20 protein-coding genes are annotated in these 23318 nt (G+C 26.8%); 5 read left to right on the plus strand and 15 right to left on the minus strand.

The window, feature by feature from the left end:
* Nucleotides 1–27: 27 nt before the first annotated feature.
* The 9 genes from IPM32_15665 to IPM32_15705 all read right to left on the minus strand — a co-directional run bounded on the left by IPM32_15665 (nucleotide 28) and on the right by IPM32_15705 (nucleotide 17218).
* Complete coding sequence (locus IPM32_15665; protein MBK8946691.1) at nucleotides 28–3366, minus strand: PAS domain S-box protein; 3339 nt, start codon at nucleotides 3364–3366, stop codon at nucleotides 28–30.
* A gap of 4 nt (nucleotides 3367–3370) precedes the next feature.
* On the minus strand, nucleotides 3371–4642 hold the full coding sequence (locus tag IPM32_15670) for a PAS domain-containing sensor histidine kinase (protein MBK8946692.1): 1272 nt from the start codon (nucleotides 4640–4642) through the stop codon (nucleotides 3371–3373).
* Between the two features lie 2 nt (nucleotides 4643–4644).
* Nucleotides 4645–7662 (minus strand): PAS domain-containing protein, encoded by a 3018-nt coding sequence (locus IPM32_15675; protein ID MBK8946693.1) that lies wholly within the window; start codon nucleotides 7660–7662, stop codon nucleotides 4645–4647.
* 321 nt (nucleotides 7663–7983) lie between these two features.
* The gene (locus IPM32_15680) at nucleotides 7984–8454 is read right to left on the minus strand and encodes a DoxX family membrane protein (protein MBK8946694.1); all 471 of its coding nucleotides are present in this window, start codon (nucleotides 8452–8454) and stop codon (nucleotides 7984–7986) included.
* Nucleotides 8455–9093: 639 nt separating this feature from the next.
* Nucleotides 9094–10935, minus strand: coding sequence for a chorismate-binding protein (locus tag IPM32_15685; protein MBK8946695.1), 1842 nt, complete (start codon nucleotides 10933–10935; stop codon nucleotides 9094–9096).
* A gap of 88 nt (nucleotides 10936–11023) precedes the next feature.
* The gene (locus IPM32_15690; GenBank protein MBK8946696.1) at nucleotides 11024–14053 is read right to left on the minus strand and encodes an efflux RND transporter permease subunit; all 3030 of its coding nucleotides are present in this window, start codon (nucleotides 14051–14053) and stop codon (nucleotides 11024–11026) included.
* 16 nt (nucleotides 14054–14069) lie between these two features.
* The gene (locus IPM32_15695) at nucleotides 14070–15104 is read right to left on the minus strand and encodes an efflux RND transporter periplasmic adaptor subunit (protein ID MBK8946697.1); all 1035 of its coding nucleotides are present in this window, start codon (nucleotides 15102–15104) and stop codon (nucleotides 14070–14072) included.
* A gap of 50 nt (nucleotides 15105–15154) precedes the next feature.
* A complete protein-coding gene (locus tag IPM32_15700) occupies nucleotides 15155–16525 on the minus strand; it encodes a TolC family protein (GenBank protein ID MBK8946698.1) in 1371 nt (456 codons plus the stop codon).
* Nucleotides 16526–16582: 57 nt separating this feature from the next.
* Entirely contained in the window at nucleotides 16583–17218 is a 636-nt protein-coding gene (locus IPM32_15705) for a TetR/AcrR family transcriptional regulator (GenBank protein ID MBK8946699.1), read from the minus strand.
* 139 nt (nucleotides 17219–17357) lie between these two features.
* On the opposite strand from IPM32_15705, the gene IPM32_15710 reads away from it, so the two are divergent.
* Nucleotides 17358–17582: a hypothetical protein gene (locus IPM32_15710; GenBank protein ID MBK8946700.1), complete on the plus strand. Its 225-nt coding sequence runs from the start codon at nucleotides 17358–17360 to the stop codon at nucleotides 17580–17582.
* Nucleotides 17542–17985, plus strand: a complete 444-nt coding sequence (locus IPM32_15715) for a PIN domain-containing protein (GenBank protein MBK8946701.1) — start codon at nucleotides 17542–17544, stop codon at nucleotides 17983–17985. Before IPM32_15710 ends, IPM32_15715 begins: the two co-directional genes overlap by 41 nt.
* Nucleotides 17986–18015: 30 nt before the next feature.
* On the opposite strand, the gene IPM32_15720 is transcribed toward IPM32_15715, so the two are convergent.
* Nucleotides 18016–18864, minus strand: a complete 849-nt coding sequence (locus IPM32_15720) for a fructosamine kinase family protein (protein ID MBK8946702.1) — start codon at nucleotides 18862–18864, stop codon at nucleotides 18016–18018.
* 76 nt (nucleotides 18865–18940) lie between these two features.
* Entirely contained in the window at nucleotides 18941–19426 is a 486-nt protein-coding gene (locus tag IPM32_15725) for a low molecular weight phosphotyrosine protein phosphatase (protein MBK8946703.1), read from the minus strand.
* A gap of 87 nt (nucleotides 19427–19513) precedes the next feature.
* Here IPM32_15725 and IPM32_15730 point away from each other — a divergent pair, with 87 nt between their 5' ends.
* Genes IPM32_15730 through IPM32_15740 form a run of 3 tightly spaced genes read left to right on the plus strand, consistent with a single transcriptional unit; the run spans nucleotide 19514 to nucleotide 21097 of the window.
* Nucleotides 19514–19957, plus strand: coding sequence for a hypothetical protein (locus IPM32_15730; GenBank protein ID MBK8946704.1), 444 nt, complete (start codon nucleotides 19514–19516; stop codon nucleotides 19955–19957).
* Between the two features lie 9 nt (nucleotides 19958–19966).
* Nucleotides 19967–20437, plus strand: coding sequence for a hypothetical protein (locus tag IPM32_15735; protein ID MBK8946705.1), 471 nt, complete (start codon nucleotides 19967–19969; stop codon nucleotides 20435–20437).
* 3 nt (nucleotides 20438–20440) lie between these two features.
* Nucleotides 20441–21097 carry a septal ring lytic transglycosylase RlpA family protein gene (locus IPM32_15740; GenBank protein ID MBK8946706.1) on the plus strand — a complete coding sequence of 219 codons (657 nt, stop codon included), beginning with the start codon at nucleotides 20441–20443 and terminating at the stop codon, nucleotides 21095–21097.
* Nucleotides 21098–21160: 63 nt separating this feature from the next.
* On the opposite strand, the gene IPM32_15745 is transcribed toward IPM32_15740, so the two are convergent.
* From IPM32_15745 to IPM32_15760, 4 genes are read right to left on the minus strand one after another with little or no spacing between them, the layout of a single operon-like run.
* A complete protein-coding gene (locus IPM32_15745) occupies nucleotides 21161–21379 on the minus strand; it encodes a hypothetical protein (GenBank protein ID MBK8946707.1) in 219 nt (72 codons plus the stop codon).
* A 2-nt stretch (nucleotides 21380–21381) separates the two neighbouring features.
* On the minus strand, nucleotides 21382–22440 hold the full coding sequence (locus IPM32_15750; protein ID MBK8946708.1) for an FAD:protein FMN transferase: 1059 nt from the start codon (nucleotides 22438–22440) through the stop codon (nucleotides 21382–21384).
* Nucleotides 22409–22873, minus strand: a complete 465-nt coding sequence (locus tag IPM32_15755; protein ID MBK8946709.1) for a CBS domain-containing protein — start codon at nucleotides 22871–22873, stop codon at nucleotides 22409–22411. The genes IPM32_15750 and IPM32_15755 overlap by 32 nt, the downstream gene beginning before the upstream one ends.
* Before the next feature lie 48 nt (nucleotides 22874–22921).
* Nucleotides 22922–23314: a DUF4870 domain-containing protein gene (locus IPM32_15760; GenBank protein ID MBK8946710.1), complete on the minus strand. Its 393-nt coding sequence runs from the start codon at nucleotides 23312–23314 to the stop codon at nucleotides 22922–22924.
* Nucleotides 23315–23318 lie beyond the last annotated feature (4 nt).

Consider the following 23318-nt stretch of genomic DNA (forward strand, 5'->3'; position numbering starts at 1 on the left):
TACTTTCTTTATTAACTGAAATTTTTTCTATAAATTAGTTGGAATAATAATTTGGAAACAAACTCCGCCATTTAAATTTGATTCAACATTAATTTCACCTTTATGAATTTCGACAAAACTTTTTACAATACTTAAGCCAAGTCCGGTTCCATCAATATTTGAAGCATTTTCTCCTCTATAAAATGGCTCAAAAATTAATTTCCAATCATTTTTATTAATTCCGTTTCCATTATCACAAACGGTTAGATAAATTTTTTCATCTTTTTCAGAAGCATTTAAGTTTATTGTTGAATTATTATTGGAATATTTTATTGCATTTGTCAATAGATTTGTAAGAACGTGACTAATTATTTTACCATCAATATTATATTCGTTTTTTGAAAGATTATTTTCCAAAATAATATTTTGTTCATTTCTCTTTTTATATTCAGCTTCCGAAATAATATTTTCCAATAAATCCTTAATGTTTGTTAAGGATAAATTTAGTTCGATTTTTGTTTTATCATTTTTACTTAATGTTAATATTTCTCCAAGTAAATCAACCATTTTATCAACTGATTCTTGAATTTTTCTTGTATGCCTAATCACATTTTCTGTATCATTATTGTTAATGTATGTTTCAATCAATTCCGAAGCACTGAATATTGTTGTTAACGGAGTTCTAAATTCATGCGAAGCCATAGACATAAATTGCGATTTTAACCTGTTTAATTCTTTTTCTTTTTCTAAAGCATCTAAAACAATTTTTTCTGCATGTTTTGTTTTCTTAATTTCATTTTCCAATTTGTAATTTGCTTCTTTTAATTGTTCGGTCCTTTCGTTAACCATTTTTTCCAAATTGTTTTTATATAATTCTAACTCAGTTTCAGCTTTTATTTTTTCAGTTATATCTTCAGCTAAAGTTAAGAAAAGATCTTTTCCGGCAATTGTTATTATCTCAATATTATAATTACAAATAAATGATGTTCCATCTTTTCTAAATAAATTGAGTTGTAAGTTTCTAACATTACCTTTTACATCTAGTTCTCTAAATATTTTTTTTCTATCTTCAAGTTTAATTAAACCAATTTCTAAAGCTGTTTTGCCAACTGATTCTTTTTTCGAAAAACCGGTAATTTTTTCAAAGCTTTTGTTCACGTCAATAAATTTATCTGTTTTTATATCTATGATTGTTTTTATCAATGGACTGTTGAAAAATACTTTAGAAAATTTTTCTTCGGATTCAATAATTAATTCTTTTGCAACTTGTTTTTCCGTTATATCTCTCATAAAACATAAAACTGAATTAGGTGTGAATTTTACCATTCTAACTGCAAAATATTGGTAAACATTTTCAACAAAGTTAGAATATTCAAAACTTATCATATTCTCCGAATTGAAAGCTTCATCGATTTTATTTTGTAAAAGCACGGATATTTCTTTTGGTAAAACATCTTTGATATTTTTACCCATAAATTTTTCCGGTGGAAGAAACAGTTTAGAATAATCACTGCAATTATAATTTATGAAAACACCATTATTGCTGAATTCAAAAAGTAAATCAGGTAAAACTCCAACAATAGCTTTATTTTTTTGCTCACTTTTTATAAGAGTTTCTTTTGCAAATTGTTTTTCATAAATAGTCCAAATTACATTTCCAAATAATTCTAATGCAGTTATATCTTGATCAATATAATTCGTAGGTTTATTTCCAACTCCAATAATTGCAACAATTCTTCCTTCTTTAAATACCGGAACAATTAATTGTCTAATTAAATCAGTGTGTCCTTCCGGTAATTCACTTTTGTGATTAATATTTTTATAATCATTTATTACAATTGTTTTTCTATTCTTAATTGAATCAGCCCAAATTCCAGCTTTACTTAAATTTGTATTATGATGTTTTTTATCCACCAAACAATTTTGATCTTTTGTGTTGGTGGACCATTGCTGTAAAAGAACATTTTCTTCATTTTCATCTATATGATGCCAAAATGATACTTTACTATTTGTAAGTTCTTTGGAATAATCGAGTGCTTTTTGCATTACTTCATCAATGGTGTGGTTTGCTGCATATTCAAAAAGTTCAATTCTCTTCTTAAATATATTTTTATTAATAACTTCAATAGTAATATCACGTAAGAAAGCCACAAATACTTTTGATTCACCATTATTAATTGATGAAATACTTATTTCAACATTTACTAAATTTTCATCTTTTCGTACAAGATAGATTTGAAATTTACTTTCAACGGCTTTATTTTTTTGCTCGTTAAAAATTTTATTTAATTCATTTCCTGAGATTATGGAATTTATTTCTTTTCCAATAATTTCTGATTTCGTATAACCAAGCATTTCGCAAGCTGCATTATTCAAATCTTGAATTTTATTATCTATATCAAAAATTAAAAATCCTTCAAGAGATGAATGAATTATTGAGCTGTATAACTCAGCATCTTTCTCAATTTGTTTTATCATTTTTTCATGCTCGGTCATATTTCTTGCAATTGATAAAACAAATTCTTGTTGATCAATTTTTACTAATGTTGCACTAATTTCTAGCGGAATATTAGTGCCATTTTTATTAATTGCGTTACATAGTTGATTTTCAAATCTTTTTAAAATTGGCAAGTCTTTATACTTTTTAATTATTTGATTTTTAAATTGACCGGTAAAAAAATTTGTAAGATTTATTTTGTTAAATTCTTCTTTAGAATAATTACACATTTTACTGGCAATATCGTTACACTCAATAATTTGAAATGATTTAGGATCGCTAATAAAAATTGCATCATTTGCATTGTTGAAAATTTCATGATATTTCAATTCATTTGCGGCAATTTTAGCATGAGCTTTTTCAAGCTCTGTAATATCAACAACGTTAACAAAAAGTACTTGCTGATTTTTATTATCATGAATTATTTCTTGATGTTTTCCAAATATTTGAATCTGTTTTTCTTTTGCTTGAAATCTAAAAACTTTGTTATCTGGTCGTTTAAAAAATGCATGATAAATACTTAAGAATTTATTTGAGTCTCCAGTTGTTAAAAATAAATTGAAAGGTTTATTTTTAATTTCGGATAAATTCAAATTTAGAATATTTTGCATTTCTAAATTTGCATTAAGAATTGTTCCGGAAGAATCTAAAAGGATATAGCCAATCGGAGCATTATTAAATAAGTGATAATAATTTTGTTTGCTTTCTTCCAACTTTTCTTGAGCAATTCTCAATTCTTCATTTTGAATTTCCAACTCAATTTGGTGAACTTTTAATTCGTGAATAATTTCTTTAAAATCTTTTTGACTGAGTAAGTCAAATTCAAAATCTTTTTCACTAAGCTTATTTAAAGCAATTTTTCTTAATTCATCATTTTCGGAATTGGACATTTTCTTAGCCTTTTATTTTTCTTGTTGGAAGAATAATTGTAAATTTTGTTCCCTTTTTACTTTCGCTAAAAACTGAAATTTTTCCAGTCATTTTTTCAACATATTCTTTACAAATCTTTAAACCCAATCCGGATCCAATTTCATTATTGGTTCCTTCTGTTGATTCCACTTTTCTATTTTCAAAAATGCTTTTTAAAACATCATCATTCATTCCAATTCCATTATCTGAAATTGTAATTGAAGCTTGATTATCTTTATATTCGCAATGAATATTAATCTCACCACCGTAATTAGTAAATTTAATTGAATTGGATATTACGTTACGATAAACTGTAGAAATCATGAATTTATCGCAAAGACAGTAAAAATTTTCCTTTCGATGAAAATTGATTGTAATATTTTTTAATATTGCAGCTTTACTTGTAAGATTTAAAACTTCATCTATAATTAAATTTTGATTAAGATTTGTTAACGTAATATTTTCCAAATCAAAATTAATTTTTGATAAGTCAAGAAAATTATCGATAAAATGATATAAATTTTTACTTACAGAATTTATTGAAATAAGACAATCATGTATTTCATTTTCATTTAATTTGTCTTTTTCATCAAGCAAAAATTTTGAATATCCTAAAATTGAGTTAAGCGGATTTCTGATATCATGAGCAATACTTGAAATAAATTTGGATTTGTTCAAAACAAATTCTTGCATTTTCTTTTCAAATATTTTCTGAATTGTAATATCATTAACGATAACTAAAATTTTTTTTGTATTATTTTTTACAAATACAGAATTACTAAAATCACTACCAATAATTCTTCCGTAAAATGTTTTGTTTGACGCACTAATAAATTGGTAATCAAATATTTTATTTTTTGGATGATTAAAGAAAGAGTGATATATACTTAGAAAATCTTCTTTCTCAACAATAAAATTATTTAAAGGCTTATTCAAAATATCCGAAGCAGATAAATCCAAATAATTTTGGAAACAAATATTGCTTTTGTGAATAATTGCTTTGTCATCTAAAACTAAATAACCAACGGGCGCATTGTTATATAAATCAAAGTATTCATTTTTAATAATTTCAATTTCTGATTGAATATTTCTTAATTCTTCATTTTGGTTTTCTAATTCAATTTGCTGAACATATAATTCGTTAATTAGTTTACGAATTTTCTCACCCGTTTTAGTATCAATGTTTCTTAGATTTTTTTCAATTTCAGCATAATCATTAGATATAGAGTTTTTCGCTGAATCAACAGTACTTTCCATTATTACTTCTTTTTTCTCCTTTCACTTTTAGAATTTATTGATCTAATTTTTTCTTTAAAATTTTCATCTAAGTTATTGCTTTCTTGTTGAATTATATCAGATATTTGGTTTACATAAATTTCAGCATCTTCAATCTGTTTCTGGAAGTTTACTAATTCACTAATATCTTGTATTACTCCATATACTCTCATTATTTTATCTTCAACAATTTCTGCTTTGCCAATAACTCGAATATTTTTTTCATTATTTTTTGCTGAAATAATTTTAACATTATGGTCAAAATCTTTACCGAGATTTAAACAATCTGAAAATGCGTTTTTGATAATTTCTTTATCATTTTTAACATAATATTTCAGACTATTTTCCAAATTTATTCTTGAATCTTTTCTCATATCAAAAATATCATAAACTGTATTTGTCCAAAAAATTGAATTATCATTCAGATCAATTTCCCATCCACCAATTTTAGCAAGTTGCGAAGTTTGCAATAACCATTTTTCATTCTTTAGGAATCGATCTTCAATTCCATGAAGTTCAGTAATTTCAACAAGTGTAAGAATTACACCAGATTGTGAATCTTTTGAAATTAAATATGGTCTAACACTAACAATATAATAATGACTGTTTAATGAAAATTCTGTAGTTAAAATTTCGCCGGTAAATTGAACTTGCTCAATTAGTCCGCAGAGATTTGGTTTTTCCCAACGATAAAGAATATCTTCAAAACTTTTGCCTAAATCATTTTCATTTATTCGTAAAATTTCTTGAGCTTTTGGCGTAAACTTTCTTAACTCTAAATTATCATCAAAAAATACAACAGCAAGCTGAAGTCCGTTGATTAAATTTTCAATATCGTTATTTAATTCTGTTAGTTCTAATATTTTTGTTTGATGTTCTGAGTTTACTGTATGCAATTCTTCATTAACCGATTGAAGCTCTTCATTTGTACTTTGTAGTTCTTCATTACTAGCTAAAAGTTCTTCGTTTGCTGCTTGAAGTTCTTCGTTGGAAGTTTCCAATTCTTCAATCGTTGCTTGAAGATTTTCTTTTGTGAATTGAAGCTCTTGTTCAAGATCAGAAATTCTTTGAAGCGCTTGTTCACCGATATCTAAATTATCCAAAACATTTAGATTTTCAGTTTCTTTTGTTTCGGCAAATTTTTCAAAAAATATTGCTCCAATTTGTTCTTGATGTTTTTTCCCTTCAATTAAAATAAATTTGAGCGAATAAATTTCAACATTATCACCAACTTTAATTTTGATATTTTTGTAAATAATTTCTTCTGATTTTATAAATAGTTTTTGAATTGCTGTTGAAATTGGAACTTCTAAATCTTTGTTAATTAATTTTGTAATGTTGTTTGTAAGTTTTCCCGTAGGAAATTTTAAAAACTTTGAAGCATCTCCAATTATGTGTAAAATTTCACTATGTTCATTTACAATAATTGTTAGAGGCAAAAATCTTCCATAAGCACTTTCTAAAAATCTGTTTAAAATTCTCTCTTCATCATGTTGATTTAAATTATTATTTCTACGTGGTTTTTCAGTTAAACCAACTCTATGTGTTTGCATAGGAATACTTAATTTGTGTAAATCAATAATTGATGGTTTACCTTTTGATTTATAAATTTTCCATTTGTGATTTATTGTGTCAAAATATTCTGAATAATCACCAATTGACTCGCTTGAACCCAAGAAAAGAAATCCGCCCTCATTAAGTGAGAAATTAAAAAAATCGAAAACTTTATTTTGTAACGAAGGTTGCAAGTAGATTAAAAGATTTCTGCACGTAATTAAATCAATATTTGGGAATGGCGGATCTTTAATTAAATTGTGTTTTGCAAAAACAACCATCTCTCTAATTTTTCGTGATATTTTAAAACCTACATCTTGCTTAATAAAATATTTACTAATTCTACTTTCATCAATTTCATTAACAATGCTGTCAACAAATAATCCATTACTTGCTTTTATAATTGCTTCATGGTCAACATCGGTTGCAAAAATTTTAATTTGAATTTTATTACCAATTTTTTCTAAAAATTCATAACATAAAATCGCTATTGAATATGCTTCTTCTCCAGTTGAGCAGCCAGCAACCCAAATTCTAATTTCTTTCTTTTGATTTTTCTGAATTAATTGCGGAATTATATCTTTCTGTAAAATTGAAAATGCTTCTTCATCTCTAAAAAAACTTGTAACTCCAATTAAAAGATCGCGGGATAACGTACTTACTTCTCTGGCATTTCCATCTAAATATTTAATATATTCTTGAAGATCATTAATTTGGTTTAAGTACATTCGTCGTTCAATTCTTCTAACCATTGTACTAATTTTATAATTTGAATAATCAATCTTGTGAGTATCTCTAATGATTGAAAATATTCTCAAAATTCCATCTTGTTTTGAAGTAAAAAGTTTTGATTTTTCCTCTAAATCAAACGATAACCCATTTGCGTAACTATTAAGTTTTTCCGCAATTGCGTTTGGTGGAAGAATAAAATCAACCAATTCAGAATTTATTGCACTTCTCGGCATTCCATCAAACTGTGCAGTTTCCGGTTCTTGAACAATTACTAATCCACCGTTTTCTTTAATGTCTTTTAAACCGCTTGTTCCATCGCTCCCAGTTCCGGAAAGGACAACTCCAACTGCCATTTCTCCAGCATCTTTCGCTAAGGATTTAAAGAAAATATCAATTGGAAGATTCAAACCATGTTTATGATTTTGTTCAAATAACATCAATTGATTATGATAAATTGTCATATTCATTTTTGGCGGAATAAGGTAAACACAATTTTGCTTAATAGTCATTTCATTTTCAGCTCTTAAAACTTTCATTTGTGTTTTCTTTGAAAGCAATTCAACCATTAAACTTTTATAATCAGGAGATAAATGCTGAATTACAATAAATGCCATTCCCGTATTTGAAGGCAAACTTGAAAATAATTCTTCAATTGCTTTTAAACCACCCGCTGATGCGCCAATAGCAACAATAAAAAACTTTTCGTTTTCTTGCATATTTTCTCTTCGATAATTTGATAATAAAATATTATCAAGATACAAATAAAAATTTTGGGGTAATTTTTATCAAATTGTATCTTGAATATGAAACTGAAATAAATTTATATATATAATATATTACTTAAATCATCACAGTTTTGAAATGAATACAAAACTACTATAATAGGACAAAAAGTCTTGTATGATAAAATTAGTAAAATATTTTATAAATGTCTAAAAATTTTTAAAAGGTTTGAAATCAATTCTATTAGTAAAATTATAATAAAACATGTTTTAAATATTTGTTTCAAAAAAAAGAAATTGAGAATAAGTAAGAGATTATTTAAAGAATAATTTTCTTTTAACATTTGAACCTAATACAATTCCGGCACTAATTATTACTAAATTTTTAATAATGTATTGACCCTCCAAAGTTGGAGCATATGGTATTTTTGTAAAAACTTCATTTGGGAAAAAGAAAATTGGAGTTAAGGTTCCTAACATTTGCAAAAAAAGTAACAGAAGAGTAAATCTTAAAGCAAACCCAGTAAGAAGACCAATGCCGATTAGCACTTCCCATAAAGCGAGAATAATGATTGAAAATTCTGACGAAATAATTCCGAATGAAATTTGATCTATTGTTCTAACTGCAAGTTCTTGTGCCGGGCTCAACCCCGGGAAAAATTTTAAAATACCAAACCAAAAAAAAATTATGCCTACACTAATTCTTAAAAGAAAAATTCCATTTCTAAACATCCAGTTGATAATAATATTATCTAAATTTTCTATTTTCTTAACAATCATTCCCATTTTTCACCCCTTTCTAAAACTTTATAATAGGAATATGATTATGCAATTAAAGTAAAAATTAAATTCAAAACAAACTGTCTCAAAAAAATATTTACAAAAAAATAGAGAAAAAGTATTCCAATATATTTAATCTTAAGCGGAAAAGAATTTTTTATAAAAATGATTTAAGCTAATTTTTTCTCCTTCAAAATATCTTATGTACAATTTTAAAGTAATCTCAAAAAAGAATTAATTTGCCTTAAATAATTTTAAATCTCCAAATAATCCATAATCCAACATTTGATAATCTTTGTCGGAAGGATAGTATTCTGTTCCACGCCACAATGCCATGGACTAACCAAACTTGATATAGGATTTTTGTGATGAGGTCCATGTAGATTTTTAAACTACCAATAACTTCAACTTCAATTTTATTTTACCTTCAACTAAAAATTTTGAAATATCTAGTTTATCCGTTTCTAATGCAAATATTCCGGCATGTTTTTCATTAATGTTTACAGAAGCAATTGTTCCCTAACAATTTTCTAAAACAAGGTAATAGTAGATTTTATAATTGTATTTTAAAAACTTGAAAATATTTCTTTTTGTAAAAGAATGATTTGATTATAAGATTACTGGTAGGATTTTTTACAAATATTTTTATGAATTGTACTTTTTAAATAGAATATAATTTGAATCATAAATTTCGTTTACAATCATTTCTTTCCTTACAGAATTGCACAAAATAATTTTTTCTGCAAAGTGTAAATCATTAATTGTCAATATTTTTTCTTCACATTTATTTTTATCAATTAAATTCTGTCTGTAACAACCATTTAGAATTCCCAATTTTACTGGAGGTGTAAATAATTTTCCTTTTATTTTAAGAATGATATTCGAAATTGCACCTTCTAATAATTCGTCATTTTCATTTACGTATAATATTTCATCAAAACTCTTTTGTTGATATTTTTTCAATTCATTATCCCAAGGTCTCAGTGTTGTTTTGTGGAATAAATATTTTTCATCAACATTTCTTTTATTTTTACTAAATATTATTTTTGCAAATTTTTTATTTTGTTTAATTTCACCAGAAGTGATTTTCACCTTTCCCCATTTGCTTAAAAGCATTCTTACTTTATATTTTTTATTGCTATCAAAATTATTTTTATATTCTTGTAATTCATTTTCAATTAATTCTTTATCAAATTTGAACAGAAAATATTTTGCAGATTTTTGTAACCTTTTTAAATGATATTCTAGTAAATAATAATTTCCATTTTCGCATAATAATGTTTCCATTAATTCAAAATATTTTGGTTTGGTACTTATAAATTTTCCTTTAAGTAATATTTCCTCATATTCCTTTAATGGATCGCTATCCCAAACAATTCCGCTTCCTAAACCAAGTTCCCCAATTTTTGATTTTTTGCTAATCACAATTGTTCGAATTGGAATATTAAAAATGGAATTTTTGTGTGAAATAATTCCAATTGAACCAGTGTATAATTTTCTTGGTGATTTTTCCAACTCTGCAATAATTTGCATTGATCTAATTTTAGGCGCGCCGGTTATTGAACCGCTTGGAAATATATTTTTTATTATTTCACTTAATTTATTTGTATTTAGTTTGCCAACAACTGTAGATGTAAGCTGATTGAGAGTTTCATATTTTTCAACTTTAAATAACTTTTCAACTTTTACTGAATTTGTTTTTGATATTTTTCCAATATCATTTCTCAACAAATCCACAATCATAACATTTTCGGCTAAATTTTTTTCATCATTTTTTATTTTCTTAACAAGATTTTCATCATCATTTGGATTTACAATTCGCTTTAACGTACCTTTCATTGGTTTACTTATAATATTGTTACTTTCAACTTTGAAAAATAATTCCGGTGAAAAAGAAAGTATAAACTCCTTATCTGTATTGATTAAAACCGAATAGTTTGCAGATTGATTAAATATTCCATTTAAGAAAAGTGAAGTTATTTCTCCAATGAAATTAAACTTTGCTTTCGAAGTAAAATTAATTTGATAAGTATCACCTTTGGCAATATAATTTTTTATTTTTTCTATTTTTTTTACATAATTACTTTTGGAAATATCCATCTTATAATTCTGAATATTTTGTTTCCCAATAAATTTTTGAACTTCATCAAATTGTATTTCATCTGATCTAAAAATTTCTAGATTCTTTTTTTCATAAAAATAAAATTGAATTTCTTCGTGATTTATGTAAGATTTTTTAATCACTTTTGGTTGAAAGTAATAACCAATTTCATACGGAATTGTTGCAAATCCGAAAAGATTTTTCTTTTGAATTAATTGATCAACTTTTTCAAGAATTGCACTTACTTCATTGTGTGTTGCGCCTTTTAAAATTTCTATTGGATTTTTAAAGAAGAAAGATTTTCCATCTTTATAAATATTTGGAGTGTAAAAAAATGCGGAGTTTTTATTTACTTCAACTTGTTGTAAAATTTCTATGATTTGCATAATCCAAATTTACATTTTCAGAAATAAATAAATCAAAATATTTGTTCAGAAATCAAAACAATTTTAAGTAAATAAACTTTTCTCCATATCATTTTGTATATAATTTATAAAGAACGGGAACAACAATTAATGTTAAAATTGTTGAAACTAATAATCCGCCGATAATTGTCCAACCCATTGGAGCCCACATTGTTCCGCCGCTTAATGTTAAAGGAAAAAGTCCGACAATAGTTGTTCCTGTAGTTAATAAAATCGGCATAAATCTAACTTCACATGCAGAAATTAATGCATCAAATATTTTCATTCCTTCTACTCTTAATTGGTTTGTATAATCAACAAGAATGATGGAATTATTTACAACAATTCCTACCAAACTTGTTAAGCCCACAAATGCCGTAAATGAAAATGTATTTCCGGTAATTAGTAAAGCTATTATTGATCCAATTATTGCTAACGGAATTGCAGAGAAAACAATAAACGGTTGTTTGTACGATTTGAATTGTAAAACCAAAATTCCAAAAATTCCTACAATTGCAATAATCATTGCTTTTGCCATTCCTCCAAATGATTCTTGCTGACTTTCTTTTTCACCACCGACGTAAAATGTATAACCTTTTTTTAGCGGAATATTTTCAACATTTTTTATAATTTCATTTGTTACTGTATTTACAGAATAATTTGAAATTACATCTGAAGTTATTGTTACAGTTCGTGAAAGATCAAAATGACTAATAGCCAAAGGAGTTTTGGCAAATTCAATTTTAGCTAATTGTTTAAGGGGAATTTGCTCGCCGGTTACTGATGAAACAAAGATTCTATCAAATTTAGCAAAATCTGAATTTTGTATATTTGGTGCACGCAAAATTATATTAAACTCTTTTCCGTTGTCATCTCTAAAATTTGTAATTGTTAATCCATTTATTGAAGCTCTGACTGTTCTATCAATCTCTGCTATCGGAACTCCTAAAATTGCAGCTTTTTCTTTATTTATTTTAACTGATAAATCCATTTTAGTTGTGTTTAATGGATTATTAATATTTACTGTACCTTTTGTTGACTTAAATATTTTCTCAACTTCCAAAGAAACTTTTCTTAATTCGGAAATATTTTCACCTAAAATTTTAATTGCAATCGGAGCTTCAATTGGCGGACCTTGCTCAAAATCTTTTACTTCAATTTCTGCTCCGGCAATTTGGGAAAATTCGTTTCTTAATTCATTTAAAAAATTATTAAACTTAGAATAATTATATGATTTTAATTCAACATAAATTTGTGAGTGATTTTTAGCATTTCTTTTTCCAACTACATTGTAATAAATTCTTGGATTTCCATTTCCTATATTTGTCGTAAAATTTAGAATCTCATCTTTATTCTTCAAAATATTTTCAACTTTTAAAGCATATTCAGATGTTCTTTCAATACTTGAACCTTCCGGTAAATTAATATTTATCATAAATTGAGGCTTTTCTGCTTTTGGGAAAAAGCTTACTCCAACTAATGGAATTAAGGATAAACTTAACAAAAATATTATGATAGATATTGCGATAATTAATTTTGGATTATTCAAAGCAAATGTTAATCTTTTTTTATACAAATTATGGATTACATGATTTACAACTTTTCGCATTTTCTTTTCATGAGAAATTGATTTAATACTCATCAAGTTTTTTGATAATAATGGAGTTAAAGTTAGAGCTAACATTAATGATGCGAATAATGTATAAGTTACAGTAATCGGCATACTTCTTATAAAATCTCCGGTTACATCTTGCATCAACATCATTGGAATAAAAGCAAATACTGTTGTTAATGTTGAACTGATAACTGGCCAAGTAATTTGTGAAACTCCTTTTACTGCTGCTTCCATATTTGATAATCCAAGTGAAATATATCTTGCAATATTTTCTGTAACAACAATTGAATTATCAACAAGCATTCCTAACGCAATAACCAAGCCGGCAATTGACATTTGCTCCAATCCGTAATTTGATAAATCTAAAAATCCAATACCAATAATAATTGCAATTGGAATTACTGACATAACAATTAAAGCTGTTCTTAAATCAACAAACAAAAACATTACAATTCCGACAAGCAATAAACCTTGTAATAGATTTAGAAAAAATCCGGTCAATCTAATTTCAACACTTTGCGATTGATCAAAAACTGTTTCCAATTTCATTGAACTCGGAAGTGAAGTTTTAAATTCCTCAATTTTTTCTTTCATTCCATTTGAAACATCAAAAATATTTGTTCCCGGTTTTTGATCTGCAGTAATAAACACAGATCTCTTTTGATTAAATTTAGCAATGTAATTTTCATCTTCATAAGTTTTCGAAACTTTTGCAACATCTTTCAAATAAAGAATATTTCCGTTCAAAGCATTAATTATTACGTTTTTAATTTCATTTATATTTTTGAAACTACCGCTTGTTTTAATGCTGAAGTTTTTTCCACCCAAATCAATTTCACCACCGGGAATATTTGCGTTTTCAGATTGCAAAATTTGAATGATTTTGGATAAAGGTATTTTATACTTTGATAATTTTTCTAAATTAATTTCAACTCTAATTTCTTGTTTTGGAAATGCTACGGTTTGTACACTTTTAACTCCATTTACTTTTTTCAAAATATCTTCTAAATGTTCTGCTTCCTTTTCTAATTTAGAATATTCATCAGTCTCTGAAATTAATGCTAACTGTAGAATTTTCACATCGGAAATTGACCATTTTAATAAATCGATATCATAAATTTCTTCTGGTAATTTATTTCTAATACTGTTTACTTTTTGAGTAACATCGGAATATTTTTCATCGGCATCATTTCCGGCAATAAATTCAATATCAACTACACCGTATCCATCGCGAGCATAACTTTTAATATTTTTAATATCATCAAGTTCATTCAGCGCTTCTTCTATTGGATTTATAACCATCTCTTCAACATCGCTTGGAGTTGCTCCAGGATAAACTACAATTACAGATGTTGCCGGAGGTGATACTTGTGGATCTTCCGATCTCGGCATTGTAAAAAATGAAACAATTCCGAGTAACAAAAAAATTAGAATTATTATTATTGAAAATTGGTGATTCTCTATTGTTAATTTTGATAAGTTCATTAGATATTCCTAACACTTATTTTATAATTTTTACTTTTATTCCATCTTTCAAATATTCTGCACCATCAGTAATAATTTCATGAATACTTTTGTCTTCAATTTTTACTAAAACATATTCACTAAATATCTCACCGATTTCAATTTCCTTCTTAACAGCTTTGTTATTCTGAATAATGAAGATATTACCAGTTTTTCCTTCCGTATCGACTAATGACTTCATTGGGATTTTTTTAAAATTATTTTTCTCAGACGAAAAAATATCCACACTTGAAATCATTCCAGATACAAATTGTTTGTGAGAGTTTTTTAATGATAATTCAATTTCGAATAAGCCGTTCATCGGATTTGCAGCTCCGGCAATTTGTGTGACTTCTCCAGAAAATTCCTCTTCAAACGAATCAAATTTTATTTTTGCATTATTGCCTATTTTAATTTTATGAAAATCAATCTCCGTAATTCCACAAACAATTATCCACTGTGAATCTTTTGAACCCATTATGAATATTGGTGTTCCGGGTGAAACCATTTCATTTGCATCAATTAATTTCTTATAAATTTTTCCGGAGAAAGGAGCAGTAATTGTTGAATATTTTAAATTAAATTTCGCAATATTTAAACCGGAACTCGCAGCTTCCAATCCAGATTTGGCATTTTGATATTGCTCCAAAGTTACAACACTATCAATGTATAAATTTTCAACTCGATTAAAATCACGTAACACTTTCTCGTAATTAATTTTTGCTTGATTAAACTGAGCATCAATTTCATCTAATTTTAATTTTGCTAAAATTTGTCCTTCTTTAACAAATTCGCCTTCATCAACAAAAATATTTAAAATTATTCCGCCGGTTTTAAATGCAAGTGAAATTTCTTTTTCCGCCTTTAATATTCCGCTTGTATGAATTGGTAATGAAAATTCTTCCTCAATAATTTGTTCAACTTTAACCGGAATTATTTCCTCCGATTTAATTTCTGGTTTATCTTCACTGCAATTTGTAAATGTGATTATTCCCAATAAAATTAAGCTCATAACACTTATTTTATTTTTCATATTTATTCCTAAAATTTGATAATTGATTTTTCATTTTTTACTTCCAAAATTTATTTTTCTAAGAAATCTTTCAATTCAATTAAAGCAGAAGTTTTTTCTAACTCCGATATTTTTTGTTGTAAATCATATTTGGTAATTATTTCATTTATTTCTGTCTGCAAAAGTTTATTTCTCGAATCAAGATATTCCACAAAATTTATCATTCCTTCTTTATACTTTTTATCAACAATTCTAAAAGATATTTTCATACTATTAAGCATTTCTTGTACTGATTTTATTGACTTTTCCGCTAATTCATAATTTTTGTAACTCTGCAAAACTTGAAGCGAAATTTGTTTTTTTATTTCTTCAATTTGAGTTTCAACTTTTTTCTTTTCTAATTCAGCTTGCTCACTTTTTGATGCATCTTGAAATCCGTTGAATAAATTCCAATGTAAAACCAAAGACGCCATCCAGTAATCATCTTTATCGGTGAATTTATAATCTTCTCCTTGAAAGCCGTAATCTGCGGCAAAAATTAGCGATGGGAAATAATTTGCGTTTGATATTGATTTTTTATTTTCATAAACATTAGCTAGAAAATTCAACTGCAAAATTTCTTCTCTATTGTTTATTGCGCTGGAATGTGTTAGATCAAAATTAAGTTGTGAATTTTTCGCAACTGAATTTGTGTCAAAAATAATTTCACTTTCCAAAGGTTTGTTGAGAAGAAAATTAAAATATGATTGCGCCAACTCCCTATTATTATTGGCTTCCAGAAGTTTTTGCTCAATTTCAGATACTTCAGCTTTTGCACGATAAACAACATCAACGGTAATTTTATCATTTTTGTGCAGACTCTCGCAAACACGTAAATTTTCATTTACCAATTCTAAAGTATTTTCATATATTTTTTTTACACTCTCTGTCTTTAAAAAGTTATAATATGAGTTTTTAATTTGAGCAATTAATGAACGAATATAAATTTGTTTATCAAGCGAAGATATTTCCGCAAGATCATCTTGAATTTTATAATTGAAAAATATTGCCGGTTGAATAATTGGTTGAACCAAACTTATTTTTGTTTCTTGTTCTTGTTCACGAAGAAATGGAATATTTTCATTTTGAATATTTGTGGGAAATAAATTTTGCTGCATTAAATAATTTAAAGAAGCGTGAATTGGATTTACTATATTTCCTATTGGGAAAATAATTTCGCGACCTCCGCCGGCTCTTGTATATCTTGCGTTAATTCCTATTGATGGATAAAACATTCCTTCAGCTTCATTTAACGAGCTTAAACTTTTTTCAAGATCAAACTGTTTTTGCCTTAGTGCAAGATTATTTGCTAATCCAAATTTTACATAATTTTCAATCGTTTCGTTTTGAGGAAAAATTATTGACGAAAAAATTAGAATTGTTAAAATTATTTTTACTTTCATAAAACCTCACTAAACAATAATTATTAAATGACTAACAGTCATTATTTAACAAAATTTTTATGCTTTTAATGCGTTATAAGTAAATTCAAAAAAGTAGGAAATTAATTCTTCAGAAGTACAACTCATTTTATTGCATAAAATGTCACCTTTCAAAGTTACCAATTGCAAAACTCCAAGCGATTCTCCCCAAAGAATTAAAGCTGTTTTTTCCGGATCTAAATCTTTCCTTATTGAACCGTCTTTCATTCCCTCAATTATAGTTTCGACAAAAATTTTATTAGTTTCCATTTTTATTTTAAGAATATTTTCATCTTCCGAATCTGTCTCAATTTCACCGACTTTTTGAGTTTCTTCAAACATTAAAGCATTATAATAATTGGGAAAATCATAATAAAATTTTATATAAGCTTCGCCGATTGCTTTAACTTTTAAGAGTCCGTTAGGTTGATTTTTAGAAAATTCAATAAACATTTCCAACTGTTTTGTAATTCCCCTTTTTACAAAAACCTTAAACAATTCTTCTTTGCTTTTAAAATATAGATATAAAGTGCCTTTGCTCAATTCGGCTTCGGCGGCAATATCGTCCATTGTTGTATTTGCAAATCCTTTTAAGAAAAATACTTTTTCTGCGGCAAGAATTATTTCTTGTCGGCGTTGAATTTTTTCTCTTTCTTTTCTTTCTGAAATCCCCATAAATTGACTTATATTATATTTACTGACTATTAGTTATTATTTGACATAAAGTTATATTATAATTTTAAATTTGTCAAGTTTTTATTGACAAAAATTAATTTACACATTATATTGTACACATAATATGTGGAGAATAAAAATGCCAAACTTAACTTTGTCATTTAATGAAGATTTACTTAACAAAAGTAGAAAATACGCAAAAGAAAAAGGAATTTCTTTAAATACACTTATTCGCGAAATGCTTACAAAAACCGTTCAAAATGATTCAACAAATTGGTTAGATGATTGCTTTAAAGTAATGGATAAAAGTTCAGCAAATTCATATGGTAAAAAATGGAACCGCGAGGATTTATATAATGAGTAAAATTTTTATTGATACAAATATTTTAATTTATTCTTTAGATAATAGTGATGAAACCAAAAAGAATTCCGCAAGAAATATGTTAAAGAATTTAATAAAAAATCATCAATTAGTAATTTCTACTCAAGTTATTCAAGAGTTTTATATAACAGCAACTAAAAAGTTAAATGTTGATGTAATTATTGCCAAAAGTATAATTAATTCATTTCAGAATTTTGAAATTGTTACAGTTAATTTTGATTTCATAAATAACGCAATTGATTGCAGTATTTTAAATATGTTATCTTTTTGGGATTCTCTAATTATAGTTTCGGCACAATTTTCAAAATGCTCGGAAATTTATACGGAAGATTTGAATTCGGGACAAAACATTTTGGGAGTAAAAATTATAAATCCCTTCAAATAAAAATTAACATTTCATTTGTTCATTTAATTTCTACAAAATTCTATAACTTTTTATTAATTCCAAACATTGCGAATAATAGCCCATTCCAAAAAGATTAAGATGATTTAAGATATGATAAAGTTTGTAAATATTTTCTCTATAACTCCAATTTTCAGCAAGCGGAAATTCTTCATTGTAAGCAGAATAAAAAGTTGAATCAAATCCGCCGAATAATTTTGTCATTGCCAAATCTGCTTCCCTATTTCCATAATAAATTGCGGGATCGATCAAACATGGATTTCCGTTTACATCAGAAATATAATTTCCGCTCCACAAATCTCCATGAAGTAATGTAGGAATATTTTCACTTCCTTCTAAAATTTTGTGAATGTTTTTTTCTATTGCAGAAAATTCTTTTCGAAATTCTGAATTTACATAACCATTTTTTTCTGCAAGAATGAATTGAAATTTTAATCTGTTATCTAAATAAAATTCAATCCAATTTTCGCACATCGGTAAGTTTTTTTGTGGAGTTGAACCGCAGAAATTATCTTCATAAAATCCAAATTTATCTGAAGAAAATTTATGCATTTGTGCAAGTTGTCTTCCAAAAATTTCACTAAAGTTTTTCATTCTTGATTTTTGTTCAATATATTCCAAAACTAAAATTGCTTCATTTACAAAAATTACTTTTGGAACTCGGATTGTTTTTGATTTTTCGATTTCTAACAATCCGTTTGCTTCAGCAAAATTTATTTTAGAATTTGAATATTGTTTAACAAAAAACTTTTTACCTTTTTCAAATTTTACAACTTGAGAATTTGCAATACAACCGCCGCCAATATTTTGTGAAGATATAATTTTTTCCTGAAGAAAATTTTCTAAATTATTTTTCCACATTTCATAAATAAAATTTACAAGTTGAATAAAGAATTTTAAAAAGCAGATATCTTATAAAAGATGTCATCTTAATTACTTATTTTTTCACAAGATTGTTATCAGAAATAATTTTGTTTAACAATCCTTCGCAAGAATCTTCTAAAATATCCAAAACTAATTCAAATCCTTCCGGACCGCTATAATACGGATCGGGAACTTCATTATATTTTTTTTCGGAAGAAAAATCAGTCATTTTAAATATTTTATTTGAATTTTTTTTATCAAAATCAAACGAATTTAAATCTCTCAAGTTTTCATTATCCATTGCAATTATGTAATCAAAATTATCAAAATCAATATTTCTAAATTTGCGTGCAATACTTGTCAATCTGTAACCTCGTTTAATTGCATGGCGTTTCATTCGCGCATCAGCTTGTTCGCCTTCGTGATATGCAATTGTTCCCGCAGAATCACAATGAATTTCATTTTCCAAACCGGCTTTTTTAACTAATTTATTCATAACAGCTTCTCCGCTTGGTGATCTGCAAATATTTCCCATACAAACAAAAATTACTTTTATCATAAAATTCCTATTTTCTAAAAAATTATTTTATATTTATAACAAAAATATCAAATTATAAAGATTATGTTTAACTAATTTTATTGAATTATGGCAAAAGAATATCATCCACAAATGCACACGGCAGAACATATTTTAAATCAAACAATGGTTAGAATGTTTGATAAAGGAAGATCATTTTCTGCTCATTTAGAAAAGAAAAAATCCAAGTGTGATTATCATTTTGATAGAAATTTATCTGAATCTGAAAATTTGGAAATTGAACGAAAAGTTAATGAGGTAATAAGTCAGAATATAAATATTACTGAAGAAATTATTGATTTTACTGAAGCTGAACAAAAATTTAATCTAAAAAAATTACCAAATGATGTAACTGAAAAAGTTAGAATTGTGAAAGTTGGTGATTATGATGCATGTCCATGTATTGGACAGCATGTTTCTAACACAAACGAAATTGGGAAATTCAAAATAATTTCTACAAGTTTTGAAAATGAAGTTTTGAGAATTAGATTTAAATTAGAACAAAATAAATAAGGAACTTTTATGAAAATTATAATAAATGTTTTGTTATTATCCGCAATTGTGATTTCAACAAATTTTGCACAAACAAATACTGAAGTTGTGTATGATAGTGTAAAAGCTAAAAAATATGGTGCAGATGATTATGGAATGAAAAAATATGTAATGGCATTTTTGAAACGAGGACCAAACAGAAATTTGGATTCTGCAAAATCTGCTGAACTTCAAATGGCGCATTTGCAAAATATTTTTAGATTAGCAAATGAAGGAAAATTAGTTTTAGCTGGACCTTTTTTTGGAGAAAGTGAAATTAGAGGTATATATATTTTTGATGTTGAAAATGTTGATGATGCAAAAAAATTAACCGAGACTGATCCGGCAATTCAGCAAGGAAGTTTAGTTATGGAATTAATTCCTTGGTATGGAACTGCAGCACTTATGGAAATTAATCAAATAAGTAAAACTCTTACAAAAAAATCAATTCTTGGGAATTAAATTATGCTGCAGAAATTTTTACAGATATTTTATATTATCTTATTTTCACTTAATTTAATTTCGTGTTCGTCATCAAGAGAATTTTCTGAATATGATAATGTAGAAGGAATTTTGATTGAAGACGGAATTGCAAGCTGGTACGGAATTGAATTTCATGGCAAATCAACTGCAAATGGTGAAACATATAACAAAAATGATTTTACTGCAGCACATAGAACTTTACCATTTGGAAGCATTGTCCGAGTTACAAATTTAGATAATGGAAAATATGTAATTGTAAGAATAAATGATCGTGGCCCATTTGCAAAAAATAGAATTATTGATTTATCCCAAAAAGCAGCTCAGAAAATTGAAATGATTAGTAATGGTTCAGCAAAAGTTGAGTTACAACTTTTAAATAAATCACCAAATTCTAAAATGCCAAATGATATAAAAGTTCCACATTTTTCTGTACAAGTAGGCTCGTTCAAAAATAAAAATGATGCAATAAAAGTAAGCTCTGAAATTGAGAATTCCAGAGTTGAAGAAGCAATTGTAAACGGCGAAAAATATTTTCGAATTTATGTTGGATTATTTACTGATAAAGATGAAGCTACAAATCTAAGAGATGAATTAAAGATTAAGGGAATTGAAGGATTTGTTAAACAAGTTGAAAATTAACAATTGAGTTTTTAAAGTAGAAAAGTCCAATTTTTTTTGGACTTTTCAAAATATTATAAAACATTATTTAACTTTTAATTCACCGGATTTAATTTTCTCATAGTTATCTACAAATTCTGATTTTGAAGAATAACATGTATGATGATTTCCACCGGAATCACAATGTCCTCCACCACAACATCCAGCATTTTCCCTTTTCTTATATTTGCTAAATTGAAGACCAACTGCAAAAATTAAAATTGCCAAACTAAAAAATCCAATCATAATTAATAACTGATACATTACTATTTTTCCTTTCTAACAAATTCCTCAAACTGAGGCGTCATTTTTTCAATAAAGTTTTCATTTTCTCTAACAATCATAAATACCGGAAGTTTCAATTTCAATGCAAAATCATATCCGGCTTCCGGTCCTAAAACATCAATAGCAGTAGCATATGCATCAGCATTTTCACAATTTTTATGTATTACTGTAACACTCGCTAATTTATGTGTAATTGGTTTCCCGGTTTTGGGATCAATTGTATGAGAATATCTAATTCCTTTTTCTTCAAAATAATTAAAATAATCTCCTGATGTTGCAACTGAATAATTTGAAATTTCTAAAACTTTCTGTAATCCATCTGATGCTGGAGAAGAAATTCCAATTTTCCAATTTTCATTATTTTTATTTTTTCCTTTTGTTCTTACTTCCCCGCCGATTTCAATCATATATTCATTCAATCCAACTTTTTCTAAAAATAACCCAACTTTATCAACTCCGTAACCTTTTGCAATAGCAGATAAATCACAATATACATTTACATTATTTTTCATAACTCTATTATTATCAATATCAATTTGGATTTTATCCATTCCAACATTTTTAAGAGTTTCAATAATTTGTTCTTCGCTAGGAATTAAACTATCTTTTTTAGCTGGACCAAATCCCCAAAGGTTTACAAGTGGACCAACTGTAATATCAAAACTTCCATTACTTTCTTGTGAAATTCTTTTTGCAGTACTAAAAACATGGTACAAATCGGGAGAAAAATTGATCCAATCGGTTAATTGAGATTGATTAAATAAAGATAATTCAGAAGTTTTAATGTAAGTTGACATTTTATTATTAACATCAACTAAAACACTATCAATTTTTTTATCAAGGCGAATTAACTTTTTAGATTCTTGCGGTTCAATAACTTTGAGAGAATATGTTGTTCCCATTGTTGTACCGGCAAGAGAATAAACATCTCTTTGAATTGGAGAACTGCAACTAACAAGTATTAGCGAAAATAATAGACTTGCGAAAAAGTTTAACTTAATAAATTTTTTACTGATTTTTATTCCATTTCCAATTTTCATAATAATCCCAATCAGCCATTTTATTAAGTTCTTCTAAGTCTTTAGATTTTTGAATTAAATTTGCCCGAGTTAAATCTCCGGCAGAAAGTAATCCAATAAATTTTCCATCTTTCTCAATCAGCAAATGTCTTAAACGCATTCCTAAACATTTATCCATTAGCTGATAGAGTGAATCATTGTGAGCGGCAAAAATTAAATTTGTTGACATAACATCTTTAATCTTTGTAGTTTTGGAGTAAAAACCTTCAGTTATTACATTTTTCATTAAATCTCTTTCGGTCCAAATTCCTTTAATTTCTTCACCATCTTTTACAAGAATTGCACCTATTCTTTTTTCAATCATTATATGTAATGCTTCAGCAACAGTCGATTCAATATTTACCGAAACAAGTTTTCCACCTTTATTTTCTAATATTTCAGCGGCTGTAATCATTTTTTACTCCTTTATTAAAATATCCTTTAATATGTAATTATTAAATTTTTATTTAATCAATCTAATGGTCATAGGATATCTATAAGCTTTACCATCATAAGAGTTTATTGATGCAATTATAATAAAAATAAGTGCAAAAATTCCCAATGCAATAAGTAATGCAATACCAATTAACAATATTATAAGAACAATGCAAATGAAGGCATAAATTGTTACACTAATTTGGAAATTCAGCGCTTCTTTCCCTTGATCATTAATAAATGCGGATTCTTCTTTTTTGAGAATCCAAATAAGTAGTGGTGCAATTACGTTTCCGAATGGGATTACGAACCCAACAACTGCACTTAAATGAGCAATCATTGCCCACATTCTTTCATCTTTTGTGTAACCGGAATTTTGAGGAAGATCTTGATTTAAACTTGAACCAGAAAAGTTATCCATTTGA

The sequence above is a fragment of the Ignavibacteriota bacterium genome (genome assembly GCA_016716225.1).
In the GTDB taxonomy this organism is placed as follows: Bacteria; Bacteroidota; Ignavibacteria; order Ignavibacteriales; family Melioribacteraceae.